The sequence below is a fragment of the Virgibacillus byunsanensis genome, assembly GCF_042675965.1.
In the GTDB taxonomy this organism is placed as follows: Bacteria; Bacillota; Bacilli; order Bacillales; family Amphibacillaceae; genus Virgibacillus_R; species Virgibacillus_R byunsanensis.
The window spans coordinates 21,017-44,142 of the sequence record NZ_JBHTKJ010000012.1; the positions used below are offsets into that span (position 1 = coordinate 21,017).

The 23,126-nt window shown below is 37.0% G+C and carries 21 protein-coding genes, 1 tRNA gene, 3 pseudogenes and 3 riboswitches; of the genes and pseudogenes, 4 read left to right on the top strand and 21 right to left on the bottom strand.

Going from position 1 to position 23,126, the window contains the following annotated elements:
* Positions 1-6: 6 nt before the first annotated feature.
* A riboswitch (SAM riboswitch) is annotated at positions 7-108 on the bottom strand.
* Between the two features lie 70 nt (positions 109-178).
* The 17 genes and pseudogenes from lipA to selB form a co-directional block, all read right to left on the bottom strand.
* Positions 179-1,123, bottom strand: a complete 945-nt coding sequence (gene lipA, locus ACFQ3N_RS05315) for a lipoyl synthase (protein ID WP_390360252.1) — start codon at positions 1,121-1,123, stop codon at positions 179-181.
* A 19-nt stretch (positions 1,124-1,142) separates the two neighbouring features.
* Complete coding sequence (locus ACFQ3N_RS05320) at positions 1,143-1,958, bottom strand: lipoate--protein ligase family protein (protein WP_390360254.1); 816 nt, start codon at positions 1,956-1,958, stop codon at positions 1,143-1,145.
* A 292-nt stretch (positions 1,959-2,250) separates the two neighbouring features.
* Positions 2,251-2,358, bottom strand: a riboswitch (TPP riboswitch).
* Positions 2,359-2,381: 23 nt separating this feature from the next.
* Positions 2,382-3,041 (bottom strand): Dph6-related ATP pyrophosphatase, encoded by a 660-nt coding sequence (locus ACFQ3N_RS05325; RefSeq protein ID WP_390360256.1) that lies wholly within the window; start codon positions 3,039-3,041, stop codon positions 2,382-2,384.
* Positions 3,042-3,205: 164 nt separating this feature from the next.
* Entirely contained in the window at positions 3,206-3,994 is a 789-nt protein-coding gene (locus ACFQ3N_RS05330; RefSeq protein ID WP_390360257.1) for an ABC transporter ATP-binding protein, read from the bottom strand.
* Entirely contained in the window at positions 3,991-4,995 is a 1,005-nt protein-coding gene (locus tag ACFQ3N_RS05335) for a FecCD family ABC transporter permease (RefSeq protein WP_390360259.1), read from the bottom strand. Before ACFQ3N_RS05335 ends, ACFQ3N_RS05330 begins: the two co-directional genes overlap by 4 nt.
* Complete coding sequence (locus ACFQ3N_RS05340) at positions 4,995-5,969, bottom strand: ABC transporter substrate-binding protein (RefSeq protein WP_390360261.1); 975 nt, start codon at positions 5,967-5,969, stop codon at positions 4,995-4,997. Before ACFQ3N_RS05340 ends, ACFQ3N_RS05335 begins: the two co-directional genes overlap by 1 nt.
* A gap of 123 nt (positions 5,970-6,092) precedes the next feature.
* Positions 6,093-6,220, bottom strand: a riboswitch (adenosylcobalamin (AdoCbl) riboswitch).
* Between the two features lie 429 nt (positions 6,221-6,649).
* On the bottom strand, positions 6,650-8,200 hold the full coding sequence (locus tag ACFQ3N_RS05345) for a Na+/H+ antiporter NhaC family protein (protein ID WP_390360263.1): 1,551 nt from the start codon (positions 8,198-8,200) through the stop codon (positions 6,650-6,652).
* A gap of 871 nt (positions 8,201-9,071) precedes the next feature.
* A complete protein-coding gene (locus tag ACFQ3N_RS05350) occupies positions 9,072-9,230 on the bottom strand; it encodes a hypothetical protein (RefSeq protein WP_390360265.1) in 159 nt (52 codons plus the stop codon).
* A 147-nt stretch (positions 9,231-9,377) separates the two neighbouring features.
* On the bottom strand, positions 9,378-9,566 hold the full coding sequence (locus tag ACFQ3N_RS05355) for a hypothetical protein (RefSeq protein WP_390360267.1): 189 nt from the start codon (positions 9,564-9,566) through the stop codon (positions 9,378-9,380).
* Positions 9,567-10,194: 628 nt separating this feature from the next.
* A complete protein-coding gene (locus ACFQ3N_RS05360; protein WP_390360269.1) occupies positions 10,195-10,299 on the bottom strand; it encodes a YjcZ family sporulation protein in 105 nt (34 codons plus the stop codon).
* A gap of 814 nt (positions 10,300-11,113) precedes the next feature.
* Positions 11,114-11,320: a hypothetical protein gene (locus tag ACFQ3N_RS05365; RefSeq protein WP_390360271.1), complete on the bottom strand. Its 207-nt coding sequence runs from the start codon at positions 11,318-11,320 to the stop codon at positions 11,114-11,116.
* 66 nt (positions 11,321-11,386) lie between these two features.
* Positions 11,387-11,455 (bottom strand): annotated as a pseudogene (locus tag ACFQ3N_RS05370) (YjcZ family sporulation protein); the annotation flags it as partial.
* Between the two features lie 472 nt (positions 11,456-11,927).
* A pseudogene (locus ACFQ3N_RS05375) lies at positions 11,928-12,557 on the bottom strand (TlpA disulfide reductase family protein); the annotation flags it as partial.
* Between the two features lie 12 nt (positions 12,558-12,569).
* Positions 12,570-12,689 carry a TlpA family protein disulfide reductase gene (locus ACFQ3N_RS05380; protein WP_390360273.1) on the bottom strand — a complete coding sequence of 40 codons (120 nt, stop codon included), beginning with the start codon at positions 12,687-12,689 and terminating at the stop codon, positions 12,570-12,572.
* Between the two features lie 44 nt (positions 12,690-12,733).
* The gene (selA, locus tag ACFQ3N_RS05385; RefSeq protein WP_390360275.1) at positions 12,734-14,155 is read right to left on the bottom strand and encodes an L-seryl-tRNA(Sec) selenium transferase; all 1,422 of its coding nucleotides are present in this window, start codon (positions 14,153-14,155) and stop codon (positions 12,734-12,736) included.
* A gap of 22 nt (positions 14,156-14,177) precedes the next feature.
* A complete protein-coding gene (locus ACFQ3N_RS05390; RefSeq protein WP_390360277.1) occupies positions 14,178-14,411 on the bottom strand; it encodes an Rdx family protein in 234 nt (77 codons plus the stop codon).
* Positions 14,412-14,467: 56 nt separating this feature from the next.
* Entirely contained in the window at positions 14,468-16,375 is a 1,908-nt protein-coding gene (gene selB / locus ACFQ3N_RS05395) for a selenocysteine-specific translation elongation factor (protein ID WP_390360279.1), read from the bottom strand.
* A 190-nt stretch (positions 16,376-16,565) separates the two neighbouring features.
* Here selB and ACFQ3N_RS05400 point away from each other — a divergent pair.
* The 3 genes and pseudogenes from ACFQ3N_RS05400 to ACFQ3N_RS05410 all read left to right on the top strand — a co-directional run.
* Positions 16,566-16,662: transfer RNA gene (locus ACFQ3N_RS05400), tRNA-Sec, on the top strand.
* 373 nt (positions 16,663-17,035) lie between these two features.
* Positions 17,036-18,088: a selenide, water dikinase SelD gene (selD, locus tag ACFQ3N_RS05405; protein WP_390360281.1), complete on the top strand. Its 1,053-nt coding sequence runs from the start codon at positions 17,036-17,038 to the stop codon at positions 18,086-18,088.
* A gap of 287 nt (positions 18,089-18,375) precedes the next feature.
* Positions 18,376-18,507: pseudogene (locus tag ACFQ3N_RS05410) on the top strand (zinc ribbon domain-containing protein); the annotation flags it as partial.
* Positions 18,508-18,510: 3 nt separating this feature from the next.
* On the opposite strand, the gene ACFQ3N_RS05415 reads toward ACFQ3N_RS05410, so the two are convergent.
* The 3 genes from ACFQ3N_RS05415 to ACFQ3N_RS05425 all read right to left on the bottom strand — a co-directional run bounded on the left by ACFQ3N_RS05415 (position 18,511) and on the right by ACFQ3N_RS05425 (position 22,002).
* Entirely contained in the window at positions 18,511-19,959 is a 1,449-nt protein-coding gene (locus ACFQ3N_RS05415) for an HD-GYP domain-containing protein (RefSeq protein ID WP_390360283.1), read from the bottom strand.
* 567 nt (positions 19,960-20,526) lie between these two features.
* Positions 20,527-20,724: a cold-shock protein gene (locus ACFQ3N_RS05420; RefSeq protein ID WP_092493415.1), complete on the bottom strand. Its 198-nt coding sequence runs from the start codon at positions 20,722-20,724 to the stop codon at positions 20,527-20,529.
* 183 nt (positions 20,725-20,907) lie between these two features.
* On the bottom strand, positions 20,908-22,002 hold the full coding sequence (locus ACFQ3N_RS05425; protein WP_390360286.1) for an NAD(P)/FAD-dependent oxidoreductase: 1,095 nt from the start codon (positions 22,000-22,002) through the stop codon (positions 20,908-20,910).
* A gap of 190 nt (positions 22,003-22,192) precedes the next feature.
* Here ACFQ3N_RS05425 and ACFQ3N_RS05430 point away from each other — a divergent pair, with 190 nt between their 5' ends.
* Entirely contained in the window at positions 22,193-22,405 is a 213-nt protein-coding gene (locus tag ACFQ3N_RS05430) for a YjzC family protein (RefSeq protein WP_390360287.1), read from the top strand.
* Between the two features lie 100 nt (positions 22,406-22,505).
* On the opposite strand, the gene ACFQ3N_RS05435 is transcribed toward ACFQ3N_RS05430, so the two are convergent.
* Entirely contained in the window at positions 22,506-22,925 is a 420-nt protein-coding gene (locus ACFQ3N_RS05435; RefSeq protein ID WP_390360288.1) for a VOC family protein, read from the bottom strand.
* Between the last annotated feature and the right edge of the window lie 201 nt (positions 22,926-23,126).

Consider the following 23,126-nt stretch of genomic DNA (forward strand, 5'->3'; position numbering starts at 1 on the left):
CCACTCTTCTTATCTCCCAAGCATACGCTTGCTGGAATTAGCACAGTACTTAAAAAGCCTGCTGCCGAGGTTTCATGGGGCCAGTCCCTCCACCTCTCTGGATAAGAAAGTATTGATATTAAATTTTAACTTAAACCATAATATACACCTATCTACATTTTCAGTCAACTGCGGTGAATTAAAAATCAAAACTCCCTAATTTATCACCCTGGGATTCATATCCTTTCATATATTTGATCCGGCGCTGGGCGGAAGTGGCATTTACCTGTTCATCAGCATGGTATGAAGAGCGGACCATCGGGCCTGATTCACAATGTGTGAAGCCTTTAGATAAGGCAATTTCTTTTAGTTCAGCAAATTCATCCGGGTGATAATAACGTTCGACATTCAGATGTTTTTTTGTTGGCTGCAGATACTGACCAATCGACATAATGTCAACATGATGAGCCCTTAAATCATCCATTGTTTCAATAATTTCTTCTTTTGTCTCTCCAAGACCAACCATGATACTTGATTTTGTTGGCGTATTTGGTGCTATTTCTTTGACACGCTCGAGTAATTGTAGTGAACGATCATACATGGCGATTGCACGTACTTTTTTTGTCAGGCGACGGACGGTTTCCACATTGTGGTTAAAAATATCCGGTCCGCTGTCCATTAGTGTATGCAGACTTTCGTAATCGCCTTTCATATCAGAAGGAAGGATTTCTACTGTTGTACCTGGCATTTTCCGACGGATAGCCCTTACTGTTTCAGCAAATACTCCAGCTCCCCCATCTTTTAAATCATCCCGTGCCACAGCAGTCACCACGGCGTGCTTCAATTCCATAATTTCTACGGATTCCGCTACACGTTCTGGCTCGCCCCAGTCAAGTTCGTTTGGTAGTCCGGTTTTAACAGCGCAAAAGCGACAGCCACGTGTACATGTATCCCCAAGAATCATAAATGTTGCTGTTTTACGTTCACTCCAACATTCATGAATGTTTGGACATTTTGCTTCTTCACAAACTGTGTTTAAGTTTTTTTCTCGCATTAATTTTTTCAAACGGTTGTAGGACTTATTTGTATTAAGTTTTACTTTCAACCATTCGGGTTTCCTTACGTGCTCATAATTTTTAGCCATCTGCACAAAACTCCTTTAATTATCGAGAATAGTTCCATTTTGCGTTTCTGTACTTGGTTTCTGCTAAATCAGTTACTTCTGACATTTGTTCCTCTGAGAGTCTGAACGGTTCCAATTCAATATTCAATCCTCTTTCAAATCCTTTTTTGAAAGCGGTTTTTACATCATCAAAGGTATACGGCTGTTTTGACACTCTGTTAATCGTGACTGCTTTGTCACCAAAAGCTCGTCTGGTCCGCTCTTTGACCCGCTCATTTGGGTAGATAAACAAATCAAATAATTTTATTTCATCCACATCCAACGGAACAGAACCGTGCTGGAGGATAATGCCTTTTTTTCGAGTTTGAGCGCTACCTGCAGCTTTTTTACCCTCAATAACTAACTCATACCAGGAAGGTTCTTCAAAGCAGACAGCCGAGTCGTTCGTCTGTTTTCCTTTTGGAATTGAAAAATCTGCATGAATTCCAAGTTCATTAAACCCTTCTAGCAAGCCTTTCGAAATAACCATATAAGCTTCTTTAATTGAACTTGGCATTCTTGGATGATCCTCAGAAACGAGCACACTGTATGTAAGCTCTTGGTCATGGAGAACGGCGCGACCACCCGTCTGTCGACGTACAAGTTCAATTCCGTGCTTTTCGACGCTTTTAACATCAATCTTTCCACTTACTTTTTGGAAATAACCGACGGAAATACCGGCGGGTTTCCATCCGTAAAATCGTAAGACTGGCGGTATTTTTCCTTCACTATGCCAATCAAGCAGGATTTCATCCATAGCCATATTAAAGGCGGGGGTACAATAACCTGAGTCAATAAAATACCATGTTTCTTTCATTCATGATGACCTCTTTTCTAATGATCAGCTTTCTGAAAAATAGATAATTTTAACAATCGATATCATTCTAACATAAAACAAGACAGTAACTAAATACACATAAAAACTTTCGGACTAAAATTTGGTACATATTATTCTTTGAAATTCCTAATAAATTCTCTCCTGTAAAACCCACCATTTTCTATTTAAATAACATCCTGACTCATAACCCAGTTTCCATTTGTTAAGATAATTTTAAAAAACAGGATCACATTGAAGGGATCCTGTTTTTCCAATAACCGTTAAAGATTAAGGTTAAACAACATCACTTCCCTTCGCTGGTATTAACCAGAGCAGGTTCAGAGGGTGAAAGGAAACGCGCTTCCCTTCTCTCAGCCGTATGGCTCCCCTAGTGAATAATATTCTATTTATTGAGAATGAATCTTACACTAGTTCACAAAAATGGAATCTCCCTTTGTTGACTTTTTCTCCTATACAAAGGTGGATTGGCTTGGTGAATATTGGCCCTGCATAGGTAAAGGTGTGGAATTCACCATTTTCACCGCACTTATCCACATTTTCTGGTAATTCCTTTAAAAATGAAGCGTTTATATGGCGACCTAGAAACTTATCTGTCAGCGTTTCGGTATCGATACAGGTAGTCACTGTCTTGAATCCGAGCGAAATAAATTCCTGAATTAACTCATTTGTTGGTCGCCCCCATAGTGGGAATATTGCTTTTAATTTTTGATTATGAATCAGCTCTTCTCGGTACGAACGAACATCTTCTAAGAATATATCACCGAACATGACAGTGTTTATTCCATCTTCTTTAATTTGTTTTAATTGTTCATTCATCCTTTCCTTGTAAATGGGATGTGAACTTTGTTGTGGAATGTACATTTTTCGAAGTGGAATTCCAAGACTTTCGGCTTGTTCCTCTAATAATTTTTCCCGCACACCATGGACACTAATCCGTTCATATCCTTCTGTTACAGTTGTAAGCAAAGAATCCACTGTGTACCGTTTATCTTTTAAAAGATAATAGAGTGCTAATGAACTGTCCTTTCCACCACTCCACGAAACAACAACTCTTTCTTTCATTTATTATTCCCCCTTTTATTAAAATAAATTAGTTAGTCACACAATTTATTTGATGGTAGTATGCAAAATTAGATGGGAACATCAAAATATTTCAAACTAGGCCCACTTATTCATCCTATTGAATAAGTGGAAAATGCCGTAAATAATGCCTCTTGAATGATAAACTACAATCTATCAAGAATAATCTGCGGTGCCATCAACTGTCTTGGATGCTCTATGACGATTGGCTGTGTTCCATAGACAGTTTTGATGATTCTTTCTTGAACTACCTCTTCTGGTGAACCTATCTTTTGAATCCTGCCATCCTTCATCAGGATAAGTCTGGTGCAATACATAGAAGCAAGGTTAAGGTCATGTAGAATCACGACTACTGTATGTTGACTTTTTTTTTGCCATTTCCTAATCAATTCCATCATTTGCAGCTGATGACCGATATCAAGATAGGTCGTAGGTTCATCTAGCATAAGTATTTCTGGTTCCTGAGCCAATACCTGTCCTAAGGCAATTCGCTGCTTTTCTCCACCACTCAGGTGATTAATAACCTCATTTTCAAGGTGATCTATGTGTAATCTTTCCATTATCTCATAAGCAATATCGTATTCCCAGTTCGCTTCCATATTAACTTCATCGCCAAGCCAATTTTGATAAGGATATCGACCCATCTCGATCATTTCTCGAACAGTAAAACCAACTGGGGGAATCCCTTCTTGTTGAAGAACAGCAAGAATTTTTGCTAGATCCTTTGTTTTGTACTTTTTGAGCAACTTCCCTTTGATTTGGACAGTCCCGCTAGTCGGCTTCTCAGCTCCTGATAATAATTTCATGAGTGTTGACTTGCCGCAACCATTTGGCCCGATAATCCCCACGATTTCATTGGGCTCAATCGTCAAGTCTAGTGGCTGTAAAACTTCCTTCGAATTATATTTTTTCGATAAATTTTTTGCAACAATCATAGATGAACTCCTTTACTGCCCTTTTTCAATAAGTAAGCAAAGAAAGGTGCTCCTAACAAGGAAGTTACGACACCTAAGGGTATTTCTTTGGGCATTAAGGCCATTCTTGCAATTGTATCTGCCCAAAGCACATAAATAGAACCTCCAAAAATGGAGAGGGGGAGGATTAGTCGGTAATCAGGACCGACAATCAATCTGATCAAATGCGGAACAACCAACCCAACAAAACCTATCACACCCGATACCGATACGGCGGAGGCTGTTAGTAATGTTGAGGTTACTAGAACGATCATTTTTGTCCTCTCTACCTGAACGCCCAAGTGAAGGGCAGTCCTTTCACCTAATGTAAATAAATTTAAAGCCCTTCCTTGTGATAGTATAATAATAATTCCAATTAGCAGATAAGGTGCCATGATTTGCGAGTATTCCCATCCTTTTAGAGTTAAACTCCCCATCATCCAGAAAATAATTTCGTTTAACACTGTCCCTGACATGGAAACCATTAATGAGATGATCGATCCTAAAAAAGCTTGTACAATTACGCCTGCTAAAATTAACGTTTCTTTTTTCATCTGACCACTTTTCTTCGCAATAAATATGACAAAAAACAACGTAAGTACCCCAGTAATAAACGCTACAATAGGTATGGAATATTTGCCAAATAGTGTAGATTGGAGCCCGAACAAAATAATGAAAGCCGCACCTATTGAAGCACCTGAAGAAACACCCAATATGTAAGGATCTGCTAATGGATTTCTCAGTACCCCTTGAAAACCCGCTCCTGCAACAGCCAATGCCGCACCTACTAAAATTGCTAGTACAATTCTTGGTAAACGAACCTGAAGGATGATTGCCCGACTTACCTCGTCACCTCCACCAAAAAGAGTAGACCATACCTCAGTGATTGGAATCATAGAAGACCCTATTGATAAGCTCATTGTAATTGAAAAAAGAAGGAGCAGAGTTGCCCCTCCTACAAAGAGAACTAATTTCTTTTTCATCATTCTGCCGAGTCGGGATGAATTGCTTCAAAGACTTCAATTAAACTTTCAGTAATACGTGGACCGACACGGCTTGCTTTAACTGAATCTATTCCAATAACCCGCTCATTTTTGACGGCATCAATGACATTCCAGCCGTCTCTTGATAAAATCTGTTCCTTGCTATCCTCTGTTGCACCCTCTTCACCAGAAGTGAAAAGTATAACTTCAGGGTTTCTCTTAATAACTTCTTCAGGATTTACTTCAAACCATCCATCAATATCTGCAAAAATGTTTTCTCCACCAGCTAAAGTAATAAGATCATTGGAGAATTCGCCCGACCCAAAGGACCAGCCTTTCGAGTACTCAGCGTACACTTTTTTCGGCTCAACGCTAGCCACCTTACTTTTTACGTAATCAAGATCTTCCTTCATTTCATCGACAACGGTTTGCGCTTTCTCTTGATTATTTAAAATTACTCCAATTCCTTGGACATCCTCTATTACTTCTTTTATTGACTGTGGGTTTGAACCAAAGACCTTAAAGCCTTTTGCTCTTAATTCTTCAGCTACTTCTACCTGTAGACCAGAATTAATAAAAACAACATCGGGTTGTAAGGCAATCAGTTCTTCCTCATTTATTCCCGAGTATGTACTTCCTAGTTTTGGCAAATCAGCTGTCTCAACAGGGAAATCAGAGGAATCATCAACAGCTAAAATCTCTTCTCCAGCCCCAACTGCAAATAAAATCTCTGTACCGCTTGGAATTAATGAAACTAGTTTAGTAGGTTCTGAGTCAAAAGTAACATCTGTTCCAGTAGCATCCGTAACGGTTAGTGGATACTGCGTTACTGAGTTATTCTCTTTCTCTTCACTTGCTTCAGCCTTTTTTGCCTCCGCTTCCGTATCATCAATCTGGTCTTGATTAGAATCTTCTTTAACTCCCTCCTGGTTGTTACACCCAACAAGTGCTGTAGTTAACATGAATACAAACAAAAAACTGATAATTTTTCTAAACAATTTGTTCACCCTTACCTTTCTTTTCCTAGTGTGATTTATCCTTAGTAAAGCAAAAAAGCCTCTGACATGAAGGCAGAGGTTGGCAGGGCATAGTAATCCCATAGCCATCCTTTTACCTCGAAGGATTTGACTAAAAAATAATGGGGATGTATCTGGCTTTAACAGTTGCGGGACAGCTTCGGAGTTCCACCGAAATTCCATCATCCATTATTTTTATTCATTTGATAAGGTAAAGCTAGAAAGCACTACAAATATCAGATAAAAAATCAAAATAGTGAAATATGCATTATCCGATTATTAAAGCATTTTAAATCTTATCTCTATTAATATATCTCTAATACTTTATTAAATCAACCAATTCATTTTACTCAATTTTCACAGCGTAAAAATAATATCTAATCGTTATCTGATATAACACTTTCCGTACTTCATTATGCACCTTGACAAAATTAATTATAAAAGAAAAGCACCTCCGCTTTTGGTATAGTTTAATTGTCGAAAAAAACTACCAAAAAGAAGAGGTGCCTCGTACTAGGATAGCGGATAATGACCTAAATAATTACCTACCAAAAGAATTAAAATCTGCATTTAATGACTTAAAGTTTCTTCAACACGTAAGGATCGCTGGAATCACAAAGGACTTTGGGTTCTCTTGATTAAGCGCCAATTCTTTCTTCTGCTTCCAGATGCTTTCTCTCATCTCGATTACCCAAATAACGAAACACAAAGAATTGAATAATGATACCAGAAATCAATAAAACAATACTGCTTCCAATCAATGAGTAAGATAAATATAAAACTCCCGCAATCCCCGCAGGCACAAGTGCGTATGGAATCTGAGTGTTAACGTGAGCAATATGATCCGACCCAGCAAAGATTGATGCCATGACAGTTGTATCAGATATAGGCGAGACATGATCCCCGAAAATAGCTCCAGCAAAAATTGCCCCGATAACGATAGGAATTAGATCTTCTCCCCCTAGCGTAAATGCTAGTGGAACTGCAATTGGGGTTAGAATTGACATTGTTCCCCACGATGTACCCGTTGCGAAAGCAATAAACATTCCTATAACAAAAACCAAGAATGGCACAAGTGTAGCAGTCATCCAGCTTTGTGTCGCGTTTACTACAAATTCAGCAGTACCAAGCTCAGATGTAACGGTGCCAATCGACCAAGCTAACACGATAATCACGAGTGCTGGAAGCATTGTTCGAATACCACCCAGCAAAGTATCTTCACACTTTTTTAGCCCCATACCTTGGATGAGAGCCAGCACAATACCTACCAATGTCATGGCAAAAGCCCCCCATGTTAGAGCAACTGCAACATCCGTATCTGCTAGAGCATCCATGAGTGATTTTCCTGTAGATCCACCACCTGAGTACCACAAACCCCATACACTTACCGAAATAAGTGTTACAAGTGGAAGGACAAAATTCCATACACTTCCTTCTTTCTTGTAAGGTTCTCCTAAATCCTGTTCAATAGATGACAAAGGCGTAGAACCATCCGGTATTAATTTTCCAGTCGATTGAGCCCTACGTTCTGCTTTTGCCATAGGACCAAAATCTTTTCCGATAATAATCATCGGAACAGCTGCAAGACATAAAATTGCGTAAAAATTCCACGGAATCGATTGCAAGAAGGCGAAGTAAGGTTCTATACCGATGATGCTTGCACTAGCAATTGCTGCTGCAATCAAGGAAACTTGAAAACCAATCCAATCAGAAACAGGTCCAATTGTTGCCATCGGTGAGGCTGTTGAGTCAAGAATGTAGGATAACTTTTCTCTTGAAACTTTATGTTTTGCGGTGATATCTTTTGAAGCATTTCCAACAATAACAGAGTTCACGTAATCATTAAAAAATATGACAATTCCTAAGAGATATGGCAAAAATAGTACCCTTTTTCTAGTAGTTAATTTTTTCTCCAGAACTTTTATAAGTCCTTCCGAGCCACCAGTTTTAAACATAAATGCTGCCCCTGTACCAAGTAACGCAGTCATCACGAGAAAGCGTGCATTCCATGGATCAATCATTACATCCTTCATCCATGTGAAGGTGACACTTACCGCTTGGAACGGATTACCTCCAGCTGCAATTAATCCACCTACCCAAATACTGATAAAAAGAGAAAACAAAACCCGTTTTGTAACAATTGCCAATACCACTGCAACAATTGGTGGTATTACGGATAAAAAATCCATACATTGTTCCCCATTTCTTTTTATTATTTGAAGTTCTACACATAGAACCCCTTCGGATTTGTTCCGTCAAATTCGACAACATTTCATCTACAAGGCTGAATTCAACTATTTACTTCACAAGCAAAAACCCCATTTCTCTAATTACCTAACAACAACTCGTCTCCTCCCTATAAACCCTTTAATGTTGTGACACTTTCCCCTCCTACCTTAAATAGATTTAATAGTATTATATAATACTATTAATATAAAATGTTAATATTCTGATATTTTGTAATCTTATCATAGATTTAGTGATATGAGTAGGTAAACTATTTTAGATTTAATAAAAAAACTTATGCAATAGGATAGGAAAGGTTTCTTTCTTATCTGCTAAAAAAAAGGGAACCATAACTATCTATGGTTTCCTTCATAATTTAAACTGTTATCCTATATCCGTACGTACAACTTGCTCCCTTGCTCTGTTTCTCCAACCTCATGCCGGATTATCTGCCAAACAAACCACATAGCAATAACTAACTAAATAATTGCTCCGATAATCAACAAGTCAAGTAGGGTAAATTAAAGGCTACGAAAGCTAAGATTTAATTTAATACTATCACAATTTCATTTCAATAATATCTCCAGAACATTAAAAGATGTGTATGGGGACAAAAGCTATCGTTAAAGTCTTTGGAAAAAGAATACTGGAAGGAATTTAGTTGGAAAAGTAAAGGGAGGAATTAGTTCTCTACTTTAAGAGACCCACCATCTCACTTCGAAAAACGGTGATTATGGAATGGCAAGATCCAAACTGAAGCTGCGGACAGTCATAACGGTGAGTCTAATTGTGTTTATTGAAAATTTAATAAGTAATACTTCTGCATGTTTTTACTTATTCTTTTTGTTCCCCATTCTTATCCTGACTATTGTCATATGCTACTAATACAAGACCTGAAGTTTGTTCGACTTTATCGAGAAGATCTTTTTGCTCCTTGGATAGTTGGGCTAGATCGAATCCTTTTTCTTTTGTTTCATAATCCTTTTCATGCATGCTATTGCCTCCTTTTAGTATTAGTATTATGGACGGAATAAGATAACTTATACTGAAGGAGGAAAAAGGTTGGCTCCTAGTGTGGAACTTTACCGGAAGTTTTATAACAAAAAGAAAATGAATAACTTAATTCCATTCTTATTTCATCTAAACTCTTCTTGATTCTTCTTTCTTCATTGATTTTTTCACACGTTCTTTTGGTTCCCAACAATCAAATTGATAAGTTGGTTTTGTATCAAAACCTAGTCTTTTACAATAAATTCGTTTACTTGCTTCTTTTTGTTTCTCAATCCTAAAATGTTCACATGTCGCACAACAATGAAACCGACTTTTCATAACAACACCTCCAACAGAAGTTAGCCCCTTACGTAATCATATTAAGCTATCTTCGCCTAAATATCTTATAGATGGCATTCAGTAATTTTTTTACCATGTAATGTTTACCAATTGAGTACCCTTTGATATACAACCGTTTCTCCATTCATCGTATCTAAAAAAAGAACATTTAAATTTAGTTATTTAGAAATAGTTGTATCTAAGGTACAGCTATTTCTCATTCAAAGTCTCTTTAAGAAGGAAAATCTCTTGCTAGAAGTTTTTCGAAACTTTTTACATGTACTGGTTTTGAAAATAGATAACCCTGTCCAAATTCACATTTAATAAATTCGGATTTACACATATCTTATATTATAGCTAACCACGCTAAAATCCAGCGGGATACGTTTGAATATACTCTATACCTCCTCCGACCACAGTTGATATGAAGACAGTGGTCTTATATTTTTTACCATTGCTGCAACGTGTCAATAAGTTTTGGTTTATATGTACAATATAATTCCTATGCTGATAATACTTCTTATTCCATAGGAAAAAGCCCCCTTTAAAGTAAAACGATGGTTTTTATTTTACCATTTCCCACTTTAAAGGGAGCGCCACAGAATTTTTAGAAATTTTATTCGTTTTTTTAATACCCGTAACCACCGTACGAAGCTCCAATAATAATTAACAAAATAAACAGAACGACGATTAACGCAAAGCCGCCTCCATAACCATATGCACCGTGAGACATAGTTTATCCCTCCCTCGGAAATTTCTTTACAGTGTTTTCAAGATTAATATATGTACCATTAGCATTCCTCGACAGGGCATTTGCCAGTAAAAAGTATATTTTATTTAAACATATCTTTTATAGTTCCATAAGTTCCCCCTACATCATCTTTCCACGGCAAAAAATACAAACATGGTTAAACATTAGCCATTGAAATTTCATTTCTTGTATCGCTTTAGTTATTTCCCCTTGAAAGTTAGAAATAATAACTAAGTTAAAATTTGATTGCACATTGATTAAGAAATCAAAGCACATCCATAATATATTTACCGTTTAACAATTGTTCATGGACCTACAAGCAATACTTCAAAATAGTTTCTCAATTTAAATACTTTTATTGGCTAATTCTTTACTGCTTTTTTTGGTGGTTCTTTCACCCAAGATTTCTTTTCATCTTTATTTGAATTCCAACCTAGTAGCATTGTCACACTATTTTCATATCTTTATTTGTTACTAAATTGCTCTCTGATACATCATCTTCCTTCATCTTTTATACAATTTAATATAGGAAAGGGGACAATCTATATAAGTATTATTTTTAATCATAAAATGAAACGTTACTAACTAAAAAGTTGAGGGGAAAATAATCAATTTCCAGCTAATGCTTCTGCAATTTATTAGTAGTGAAAATACGATTTAATTACATGTAAAGAAGGTGACTCTATACCAATAGCAGAACACCTCCTAACTTCCTAAATCTTCGTTTTAAGCATTTCGCAGGGGAATATTTGTTTATAGAAGTGGACTAGAGTAGAAAATCGACATTCGTAAATAGTTAGAAAAAGAATAAAGAGCTTAACAAAACAAGGGAAACAATCACGAAAAACGGAATGAAGAATCCAGATTGACCAGTATCAAGATAAATCCCTCGGGGTGTAACATCCCTTATAACACCTCGATGGTGTTTTCCATAGTAATCTACTATCTTAACTTCCCTGCCGTAATAGTCACAGGCTTTATGATATAAATGTTTTGATGACATTCTTTGTCCTCCTTTCATCATAAATAGTGGGTAAACAAAATGATGTCCAACTTCGCTTATCACTTACTAGATATCCGATCCAACGAATGCTGCTCCAACGATAATTAAAAGAATAAGCAATACTACGATTAGCGCAAGATTTCCGACCTCGTATCCATCCCATCGTAAGTCATATTTACTCTCTTCTCATCATTGCTAAGGTAATAAAGATCCTTATAGTAAATAAACTATGTATGAACAATTAAAATTGATTGAGTATTCGTTTAAATAGAACCGCTTTTTCGGACAAAATGAGCACTCATCACGGATATAGAGACCCATTCTAGCGATATAGGAATCAGTATGAAAAAGAACTTAGGTAAGTTTATTTTACAATCGAGACGGTTTTGTTTTATAGCAAAAGGCTAATTTATCAGTAAAACATTGATAAATTAGCCCCTTTTATCTTCGGAGAGTACTTAACGTGTAAATCGGCACTTGGCGTTACTTCATTGTCAAACATATTGTAAATAAATGGTAAATCATCCGAAGCAATATAGAACCAAGGAACACGGTATTATCTATAGTAAGTGAAGAGAGTGTCCCAAAAACTTTGGGACACTCTCTGCTATTTATTCGGAATAAAACAACCATCTGGGCCACAGACCAGCCCTTGATTTCGATGCTGTTCTTCTTCCTCTTTTTCCTTTTTCAATTGTCCTTTTTGCCATTCAAAATCAATATCCGATCCGAATTTTTCTGGAAAACGAATATACCACCGCTGTTTACGAATAGTAAAGTTGTCAGGGTCTAATAAGATCGCGTCATCCAGTTCTCTTAAGGCTTCGTAATTTCTGTTCTGCTTCGCATATTCCATACCTAGTTTAAATTTTGTCTGTGCAAGTTGGAGCTGAAGATCTGATTGTTCACTCCTGGTTCTTCCGTCACCAAATTCCACTTTTTCCACTTCTTTATTGATCAATTGCTCAACAGCATTTACATGATCAGGGTCATCAACCTTAAACCCTTCCTTGATTAGACGGATAGTACCGTCCTCATCAATAAAAATGCCATTTGGAACAACTTTAAAGCGAAACATGTTAACTAACTTATTGTTTTCATCAACAACTGTTGGAAAAGTTGTTCCCTTCACATGAGGTTTAACAACTTCTGCACCTTGCCCATCAACAGCAACCGAAAGAATTTCAAAGTTTTTGTTCTGGTTCTGTTCATATACTTTCTGCCAACCTGGCAGTTGTTCACGGCATTGTCACCAGGAAGCCCACATAAATATCAATGTGTTTTTCCCTCGAAAATCACTGATAGAAACTTCATGCCCATTTACATCTTCTAACTTAAAATCTTGTATTTTTTCTAATAACATTTTCATTCCTCCTTTTATAACCTATTCTATATTGTAAAGGGAAATACCTACTAATACTGTTCCATTTCCAAAAAACCTTTAACTAGTGATGACATCTCTTTTGTGTCAATGGTCCGAAAATCAACACATACACGATTGTCATGTATTCGGGTAACGATGACTGGTGTACAAGCTCGTAGTTTAGCTGCAAGTTCCTGTGCTGGAAAGCTTTCATGCATAATAGTAGCGACATAGGTAGGAAGCTCTACCCCTGGCATTGTCCCTCCTCCTATTTGTGATATGCCTTCTTGCAACTTGATTCGATAGGAAGAAGTTTTTGAATAAATGTCTGAGATGAAATCTTCTGCTTGTTGTTTGATCCCTTCTAGTGATCGCGTTACATCTCTTATTGTCGGTAGATTAGATAGTGCATCCTTATCAGATAAATATATTTTTAACGTTTGTTCTAGTGCTGCCAAAGTCATTTTATCAACTCTTAATACTCGTGCTAATTGGTGCTTTTTTAACTGATTGATGATGCCTTTTTTCCCAACGATAACACCGGCCTGTGGCCCACCTAACAACTTATCACCACTGAAGGAAACGATATCTACCCCCGACTCAATCACTTCTTTAACAATTGGTTCATCGCCAATACCATGCTTTTTAAAATCGTAAAGGGAACCACTTCCTAAATCCTCATAGAAAATAAAGTTCTCCTGCTTGTTTTTAATTTTAACAAGAGCATCTGTAGTAACTGTTTCTGTAAAACCAATAGTCTTAAAGTTACTCGTGTGTACTTTCATAATCATAGCAGTATTTTCTCGGACAGCGTTTTCATAATCAAACAGGTGGGTTTTATTAGTCGTTCCTACTTCTACTAAGTGAGCACCGCTTTCTTCCATAATAGATGAAATACGGAATGACCCTCCGATTTCAACGAGTTGGCCACGAGACACGATGACCTCCTGATCCTTAGCTAACGCACTTAATATTAGAAAAACAGCAGCTGCGTTATTGTTAACAACCATTGCCGCTTCTGCACCAGTTGCCTCTTTCAACAAGTCTTCTATAATGTTATGACGAGACCCGCGTTCCCCTTCTGCAACTTGATATTCTAAATTAGAATAGTTTCTGGCTATGTTAGCAACATGGTCAACAGCTTGTTCGCTCAACCGTGACCGGCCAAGGTTTGTATGCAAAATAGTCCCAGTTCCATTAATGACTTGTTTTAGACGATCCTCCTTCCATTCAACCACCTTTTTTTTAGCGTTTTCAAAAATCACTTCTTCAACGTCTTGGCAGGAAAATGATGTCAGTCGTTCACTCCGTACATTTTTCCGTAGACCACTGACCTCCTGCTGGATGAATTTCGTTAACTGGTCGCTTGTTAGCTGGTAATCTTTTAGGATTGTTTTAAAGCGATCGTCATTTTGTAATTGATGTACTGGTGGAAGTTGGCGTAAATATTGGTTTATTTTTTGACCCTCCATATACGAACACCTCAAGAAATATTTACTCTTCTATTTGCTTAATGATTCGCTCCACTTCAGGATATTCTCCAGTTTGGAGCTTTGAATATATTTTTTCTTCATTTACCGTAACCTCAAACGCCCCACCAGACCCTGGTATAAGCTCCAGTGACGTTATTTCGGAACGAAAGTAATGAAACAATTGTTCCGCAAAACTTGCGGCTTTTGGTGCATAGTTTCACTGCATGCAAAATTCAATAGAGACCTTGTAGCTCATCGTTATTTCCTCCCTTTGTTATAGTATCTTTATTCTATAGTAGACTACTCGTAGATTTAAATAATACGCTCGATCGACCATTTCCGTTTATCATCTATACGGGTTGTGATTTCCAAGTAATCAAGTAATTCTAAAAACGGGATTAAATATTTTCGTGATACATATAACGCTTCTTTGGCCTCTTTTAATCCAAAGGTATTTTCCGTTTGTCTTTTCAATACGGATACTGCCCGTTCAAATGCCGACTGATGAATAAGCATTTCATTCGTTAGCCGGTAAGCTTGATTTGAATGGATTAGATAAACAGCTAGTTCAGAAATATCATTTTGCGATAGTGGTGTCCCATCAAAATAAGCCTCCCACTTCTTAACCGAAACCCCATCCTTTTCAACGGTCGCTATGATTTCTTCCATTCTAGCTTTCCATTGTTTGGGCAAATGGGGATGGAAGGATGGTAATGCAACAAACTGACCCACCTTCTTACATTCATTGCGTTCAAACAATACACTTAGGCTGTATTCGGTAAATAATCTTGGATAAGTTTCGCTGAATGCTTGAATAAGTTCTGCTTTACTTATCCCCACCCTCATTGGAAATGCTTCATGATATGATTGTAAATGGTGGCTAACTTCAGCTTTTATTTTTGTAAACGTTTTTAATAAGCAATATTGTTGCTTAGAAATCTCTATTAGATACCCGTCTTCTAAACCTTTTGAAACAGTATCGTTTAATACATGTTCATCCAATGATGTGAACTGAACCAGTTGTTTCCTATCAAGTAATGTGTGTTGAGTTAACACGTTTTCTATCAAATCACCAGGTGTACCTTCCTTTTTATTACGTAGCATTTCAATGGTTTCTTCGCCAAAGCGGTACTTAACACCTTTTGGTTCTATTACCCAACCTCCACCTAAAGTTTCTACAGGGGTTGGCCTCCGTAAAATAAAACGATCCCCTCGTCGAGCGACAACATTTTTGTCTAAGCGGATCTGGCAAAGCACTTCATGCCTTGTCTGTTCCAATTCATTCCGGTCAAAAAAAACGATTTTGCCCATCACTACTGAAGTACCTATATATATATTTACTGGCGAACGTTGTTTTACGGGCAAGAAGTTGTCATCAACAACCTGCAAAGAAACGTCAATTGTGTCTGTAACCAAAAAGTGATCAGAATATACAAGCACATCTCCCCGACTAATTTCATCTTTGTCCGCTCCGCCAAGATTGATGGCTGTCCGTTGCCCAGCTCTAGCCTGTTCTTGGTCTTTGTGATGAACTTGAATCTGACGAGCTTTTACCTTATTACCTTTTGGAAGGAGCATTAACTGGCTTCCCTTTTTTACTATTCCTTCGTAAATTGTACCTCTCACAATCGTTCCTTGCCCTTGCACAGTGAAAACCTGGTCAACCGGCAAGCGAAACGAGCCAAAGGCATCTCGGAACTTTACCTTCTTTAAGTTACTGAAAACGGTCTGCCTCAGCTTGTCAATTCCTTTACCAGTTAGACTATCAACATATACGTATGGAGCATCGTGGAAATTCGTTCCTTCCAATCCATCTCGAATATCCTCTGTCACCATTTCAAGCATTTCCTCATCGACACGGTCTATCTTTGAAATGGCAACAATACAATGTTTGATACCTAAAAACTGCAATATATACAAGTGTTCTTTTGTTTGCGGCATGACACCTTCATCTGCGGCAATCACCAGAACTACCAAATCAATTCCAGCAACCCCTGCGATCATTTGCCGAATAAACCGTTCGTGTCCAGGCACATCAACAATCGATACATGCTTTCCCTCTTCTGTTTGCAATGGAGCATAGCCAGGTTCAATAGAAATACTTCTTTCTTTTTCTTCCTTTAAACGGTCTGTATCCACATGTGTCAATGCCTTTGTCAGTGTCGTTTTTCCATGGTCAATATGGCCCGCCATACCAATTGTAAAAAATGTATCGCACATCCTCTTCACACGCCCTCTAAAATTACTGATAATATTACTTTAATCCTTGACATCAGGTGTTTCAAGCAAGACGACTCTCTTTTTTGATAAATAGTTTGATAAAATATCACTTCCAAAACACCTTTATTGCGATTCTATTTTTTTCGTTATAAACTAATATAAGATAGACTGAATATAGTACCTAACTAATGGGGTTGGATGGGTGACTGGTGTCCTCCTGGGTCTTCAAAACCCTGAGGGGCCTGCGTGTCAGGCTCGGTGGGTTCGATTCCCACACAGTCCCGCCAAAACTAAATTAGCTATGTCGTAACAGTCAATTGATGAGTTACCTATTATCTAAAATATAATTTGCTAATAAAAAACATTTTTCAAATGGAAAATCATTGTCAAAGTCGTAATAACTACTCCTTACTTTCATCAATCGAGAGACCGCACTGTGACAGTTCAACGCATAGAAAATGGTTTAGAAAAGTTAGCTGATTGATTATGCACGACAAATTACGAATAGTATCGAGCTAAGGGAAAATTGAATATCAAACCAAAGAATATATCTAAACACCATTCAAGTAAGTTGAAGCTAGATACTTGTAAATCTACATAGCGCATTGGAATAGCCGGATGTCCTCTTACTACATGAAACTTTGAAAGGGTGTGGTTACCATGTCAAAAAAAGAAGAAATCATTAAATTAACTTCTTTATCCACAAAAGGTGGCTGAGGATGTAAAATTGGTCCTGAAGACCTGTCGCAGGTTCTGCGGCATTTACCAACATCTATACTCGATCCCAACTTGCTTGTCGGTATAGACACATCTGATGATGCAGGCATCTATAAAATAAACGATGAAATAGCACTTGTGCAAACACTTGATTTCTTTACTCCAATTGTTGATGATCCCTTTATGTTCGGACAAATTGCAGCGGCAAATTCATTAAGTGATGTTTATGCAATGGGTGGTAAACCCATAACAGTAATGAATATCGTTGGGTTTCCGATTAGTACTTTAGACAAAAGTATTTTAGCAGATATTTTAGCAGGTTCTTCTGAAAAAGTAAGAGAATCTGGTGCTACACTAGTTGGTGGACACTCAATTGATGATCAGGAACCTAAGTTCGGATTATCTGTTACTGGCACCATACACCCAGATCGTATTCGGGCAAATATTGGTGCCAAGCCGAGTGATAAACTAATTTTAACAAAACCAATTGGTATTGGCATTTTAACAACTGCTATAAAAAGTGACTTACTGGATGAAGCTACTATTGATGAAGTAATGAACGTAATGGCTACTCTAAATAAGTACGCTGCCGAGGCTATGGAAGACTACTCAGTAAATGCTTGTACGGATGTAACTGGATTCGGACTTTTAGGTCATACCCGTGAAATTGCTGTAGGAAGTAATGTAGGTATTACAATATACAATCAAAAGGTCCCGGTTTTAGCTAGATCAAAAGAACTTGCTCAACAAAATGTCATTCCAGGTGGAACGAAGAAAAACCATCAGTGGCTCGCGGATTGTATTGATTATAGCAATAATATTAGCGAAGTTGATCAACTAATTCTTTGTGATGCTGTAACATCAGGTGGACTTTTAATTTCAGTCCCTGAATCAGAAGCTGCTTCTCTACAAAATGACCTTCAAAATATGAATGTGCTTGCTGCTATTATTGGAAAAGTAACATCTGAAAATCCAGGGCGAATTACCGTCATTTAAGTAAATTCAGTATAAATAAAGAAGGACTCTAATTGAGTCCTTCTTTATTTATAAACTAATCAGGATAAGAAAGGGTTAGACACAATGATTGTTCTCGTTACTGGTGATGTTGGATTTATTGGTCGAGATATTGTACATGAATTATTAAAGAATCAGTATGTTATGTTAATCAAGTAAAGAAGTTAAGGTACACCCCCTCTAGAGGTAATACGGTCTTTGTCTAGATTTGTGGTCTATCCAAGTACAACTAGACTTCTATGAAATTTGTACCTGTCAAGCTGGCGTAATGGTACGGAAAAGAAGTCGTAACCGTAGCCAAAAACTTTGCTTCAAGTCAGCTATGTTCTAATTGCGGTCACAAACACAAAGACGTTAAAAATCTTGCTTTGCGTGAATGGACGTGTCCAACGTGCAACAGTTTTTTAAGATTGTAACACTGAATGATTTTCTTCCTCATTAACAACAATTTTTGAAGGATATAGATACACCTCAGGATCACGTTCGCACACACGTACCCATGCATCTACACATTTGGGATCAAAATGGCTATTTTTCCCCTCTTCTATTAAACTCATTGCTTCCTCGTTAGTCCATGCATTTCGGTAAGATCTACTAGAAGTAAGAGCATCATAAACATCTGCAACAGAAAGTATTCTGGCCAACAACGGGATTTGCTCCCCTTTGATACGATCCGGATACCCACTCCCATCCCACTTTTCATGATGATGCCGTATAATATCCAGTTCCTCTTTCATAAAACCTAATCTTTTACACATTTCATATCCAGCTACTGAATGTAATTCAATGATTGCTCTTTCCTCTTGGGTTAGTTTGCCGGGTTTATTAAGGATTTGATCAGGTACCTGTATTTTCCCCACATCATGAACCACTCCTCCCTGAGCTAAAGCGCGAAGATGATCAGGTGTCACACCTAGTTCTTCGCCAATTTTTATGGCAAACAAGGCAACGCGAAAATTATGCCCTGCTGTATATTCGTCCTTTGCTTCTGTAGCAACTACCAAAGCTTTAATACTCGGAGAAATACATGCTTCTATTCTTTCTACTGGATTAGTATGAAAAAGTGATTTGACTGCCATTGTAACAGATGACTTTGAAGCATACTGCCGGATCAATCCTATTAGCATCATAATCATCGAGAACAACAACAAAAAATGATAGAGCCACCAACTAAGCCTCCATACCTCTCCTAGTATAATGATGAATTGAGAAACCATTAGCCAACATGTACTGTATATAATTGACAATTGGAGAGGAAGACGCGTAAAACGATACGAATACATATAACGAAAAATGGCATTCAGGCTTAGGAAGATGACAATCACAGTGATTAGCCATTTTAAAGGATCACGATCTACAGGAATAATATTTGCCAAGTGTGGAAACATCATTGCCAGTGCGCCCAGGCCCACTAGGAAAATAGTCCAAACAGGAACTAACAGTTTCTGAAAGCGAGAAATATACAATACCATAGGATGATCTGAAGGCAAAGATGATAGCCAAAGCCAAAATACCGCAAATAAAATACTAAGCTGTGCTGCAACTCCGGGCAAGTGAGAACTGTCGAGAATAAAGCCGGGAGTAGATAAACCATGCAACGCAAATATCTCAGTTAACGAAATGAAAGCTAACGATAAAAAGGTAACATTGATATTACGTAATTTACTGCCTGATACCCCTACCGCCAAAGATATTATTGTTGACAGGATTGCCACAATACTAACGATATAAAAATGTTCTATTGGGATCGAAATTTTTAAATCTAACGAGGGCTTTATTTTTAATAATATGAATAAAAAAAACGGCACCATTATAGCTATACATGGGCCAAACCAATAGGAAAACTTCTGCAAATCCAATCCCTCCAGCTAGTATAAATTGAAAATATCGGAATAAGATTCCTCTATAATACTTACATATACATTCGACATAATTAGTTATATTCCTTCTTTTTATACTATTTTCAATAACTTGAACTACATTTTATTTAATATAAGTAACCACTTATTCCTGGGCTTTTGACTGTATGTATGCCCAATACACAATAATGGAAGCTATCCTAATTAGAGGACAGATTCCGTTTAAAGTTGAGAATAAGTGGCTATTTTGATAATACCCAGCCCCTTTAGTTAAGGTAGAAAACCGATACCACTACTCCTATTTTAAGGTTGGCTACTTTTTAATTAACTATTTAACCACCAATATCTTTATTATTTAATGAAGTCACAAGTATCCGCACCTTTTTTATTCTAATAATTATTATGTTTTAAGATACTTGTCACTACAATATAATATATCTATTACATTCTCTATACGAAATTTAACAGATTTTGTGAATATTTCAAATAAAAAAATCAACTTGCTGATTCCTATCAACAAAAAAAGAGACTTCCAATTAAGGAAATCTCTTTTTTAAATGCTTATTTTTGAACGTTAGCTGCTTGTGGTCCGCGGTTACCTTCAACAATTTCGAATGTAACTGTTTGGTTTTCTTCTAATGTTTTAAAACCTTCGTCTTGAATAGCAGAGAAATGAACGAATACATCGTCTTGACCCTCTACTTCAATAAAACCGAAACCTTTTTCTGCGTTAAACCATTTAACATTACCTTGTAACATAAATTGTTACCTCCTGCGTGGATCTGATCCACATTGTATTACTATTAATGCTCTGCATATTCATTCCAGACTAAAGTGACTTACTAGTTACTTTTTTCTTTCCTTAACACCCGAACAAGAATAATTAATTTTAAATATAACAACAAAAACACTTTTCGTCAAGTAGTTATGGGAAAATAATTACTAAAACTGATAATCCATTGCATTTAATACCGTCTCTTGACCTAAGATATGTTTTGTTATCTCAGAGCCTAAAAAAGGACCGCTTGTAATACCTGATGCACTAAGGCCATTGGCAATGATCATGTTTTGATTTTGTGGTAAAGCACCAAAAACCGGATGAACATGAGAAGTTGATGGTCTGAATCCAACACGTGATTCAATGAAATTAGCTTCTCTTAATCCGGGGGCGTATTTAAAAGTAGTTTTTAAAATATCATATACACTACCAGCAGACACACTAGGATCGAAATCGTTATTTTCTTCATGTTCTGCCCCAACAGCAACCCGGTGATTGTGATAACCAACGATGTATTTATTATTTGGAAGCATAATAACAGGCCAAGACGTTGTGTCTTGATTTGGCATTTCGAGATATAAAATCTGTGTTTTTGTGGATTTCACTTTAAATTTCACGCCGATCTCATCAAGTAATTGTTCAGCCCATGCGCCGTTTGTCACAATTACTTTTTTACCGGTGTATGTTTCGCCATTCACGTGAACGTTTACTTGTTTACCCTCTTTTAATTGTGCCTCCCCTTCAATCACTTCTACCCCATATTTTTGGGCTCCTTCTATTAATGCATATCTAAATTCATCCGCATTAACTTTGGCTCCACCACTTATGTGAACTGCTCCCATTCGTTCTGACATAATTGGTACGAATTGTTCGACGTCTTGTCCTGAAAACATGGATACTTCACCGATCTCTGGTGCTGTTTCTCGTCTTTCAGTCGCATCGTTTACCATTATGTCTAATTTGTTATCACTTTTATGTAAATAGAGGGATCCAACTTGAGAATAGCTTGTCACATGAACACCAAGTTGGTTTAATTCCTTTACGAGTGCTGGATAATAGTTGGCACCCTCTTCAATGACGTTATACAACTTAGGGTTTCTTTTTTGTGATAGCCATGGACTAATGATACCTGCTGCAGCACGAGTTGCTTCTCCATGGTCAGTTTTATCAATGAGTATAACTTTTTTTCCATTTTTAGCAAGATGATAGGCTGTCGAGGCCCCGAGGATTCCTGCACCAATTACAATGTATCGTTCCAAGTTTATTTCTCCTTTGAATTGTTTCTTCAAGATTGATTTTTATAATTAATATTTAATCTCTTTAAAGTTTAACAGTCTTTGTACGTTTAGAATATACATATCAATTTCCTCCCTGTCATCCTTTCTTTTCCAATTATAATTAAATTGTTCGTAAACCATAATAAGAAAAATAAGAATGGGAGTGATTAATATGGGTGAACAGTCTCAATTTCGTGTTGGACAAAAAGCACCGAATAATGGAGTTTATATAGAAAGTGGTGAAACAGGTAGTAATGTAAACGATCCGCGACAAGTAAAGCTTGAAGCTGGAGAGAAGTTTCCAGAAAACTCCAACCATAATCGAGTATGGATAAATCAGCGAAACTTATCAAAACCTGGTGTTCAGGGGCGTAGTAATAACTAGTTTTAGGGCAACTTGATCAATATGAACTGATAAACAAGGATAACTCCGTTGATACAGAAGGTTATACTTCAGTTGGTAAGAGTTGAATACAATTTGATCACTATTGATCCGGGTAATCACAGTATTCTATAATCGTCCCTTCTGTATCAACTGGATTCAAATAAATTAATCTTCTTCCATGAGGATTAGTTCGAAATGTTTCTTCCAGGATACGAATACCTTCATGCTTTAAATTTTCTAAAGCCTCTTCTAGGTCATGGACATAATATGCAATATGGTGAACACCTTTTCCTTTCTGTTTTAAAAAACGGGCAATTGGAGAGGTGGTATTATTAGTTGGAGAAAGTAATTCAATACGAGTTCCATTTACCTCTATGGTAGCAATTTCACTTTCTACACCTTTGGAATTACTTCTGTACCGATCAATTAATTTACCTCCTAAAATATTTTCATAAAAATGAATACTTTCTTCTAAGTTTCTAACAGCAATACCGATGTGATCTAATTTATAATCTTTCATAAACATTCTCCTCATGATAAGATGTTTTCATTTTATCATATAGATACTTGTTGTATAATTTCTTGATTAGAATAACAGCTTTTATTTATATTACATATAAAAATGTGCACTTCAATAGACAACTTCACTATCACTTATTATAATCCAATAGATTCTTTTATCAATTTATACAAAGCCATGTCCAACGACCATTCATATGCT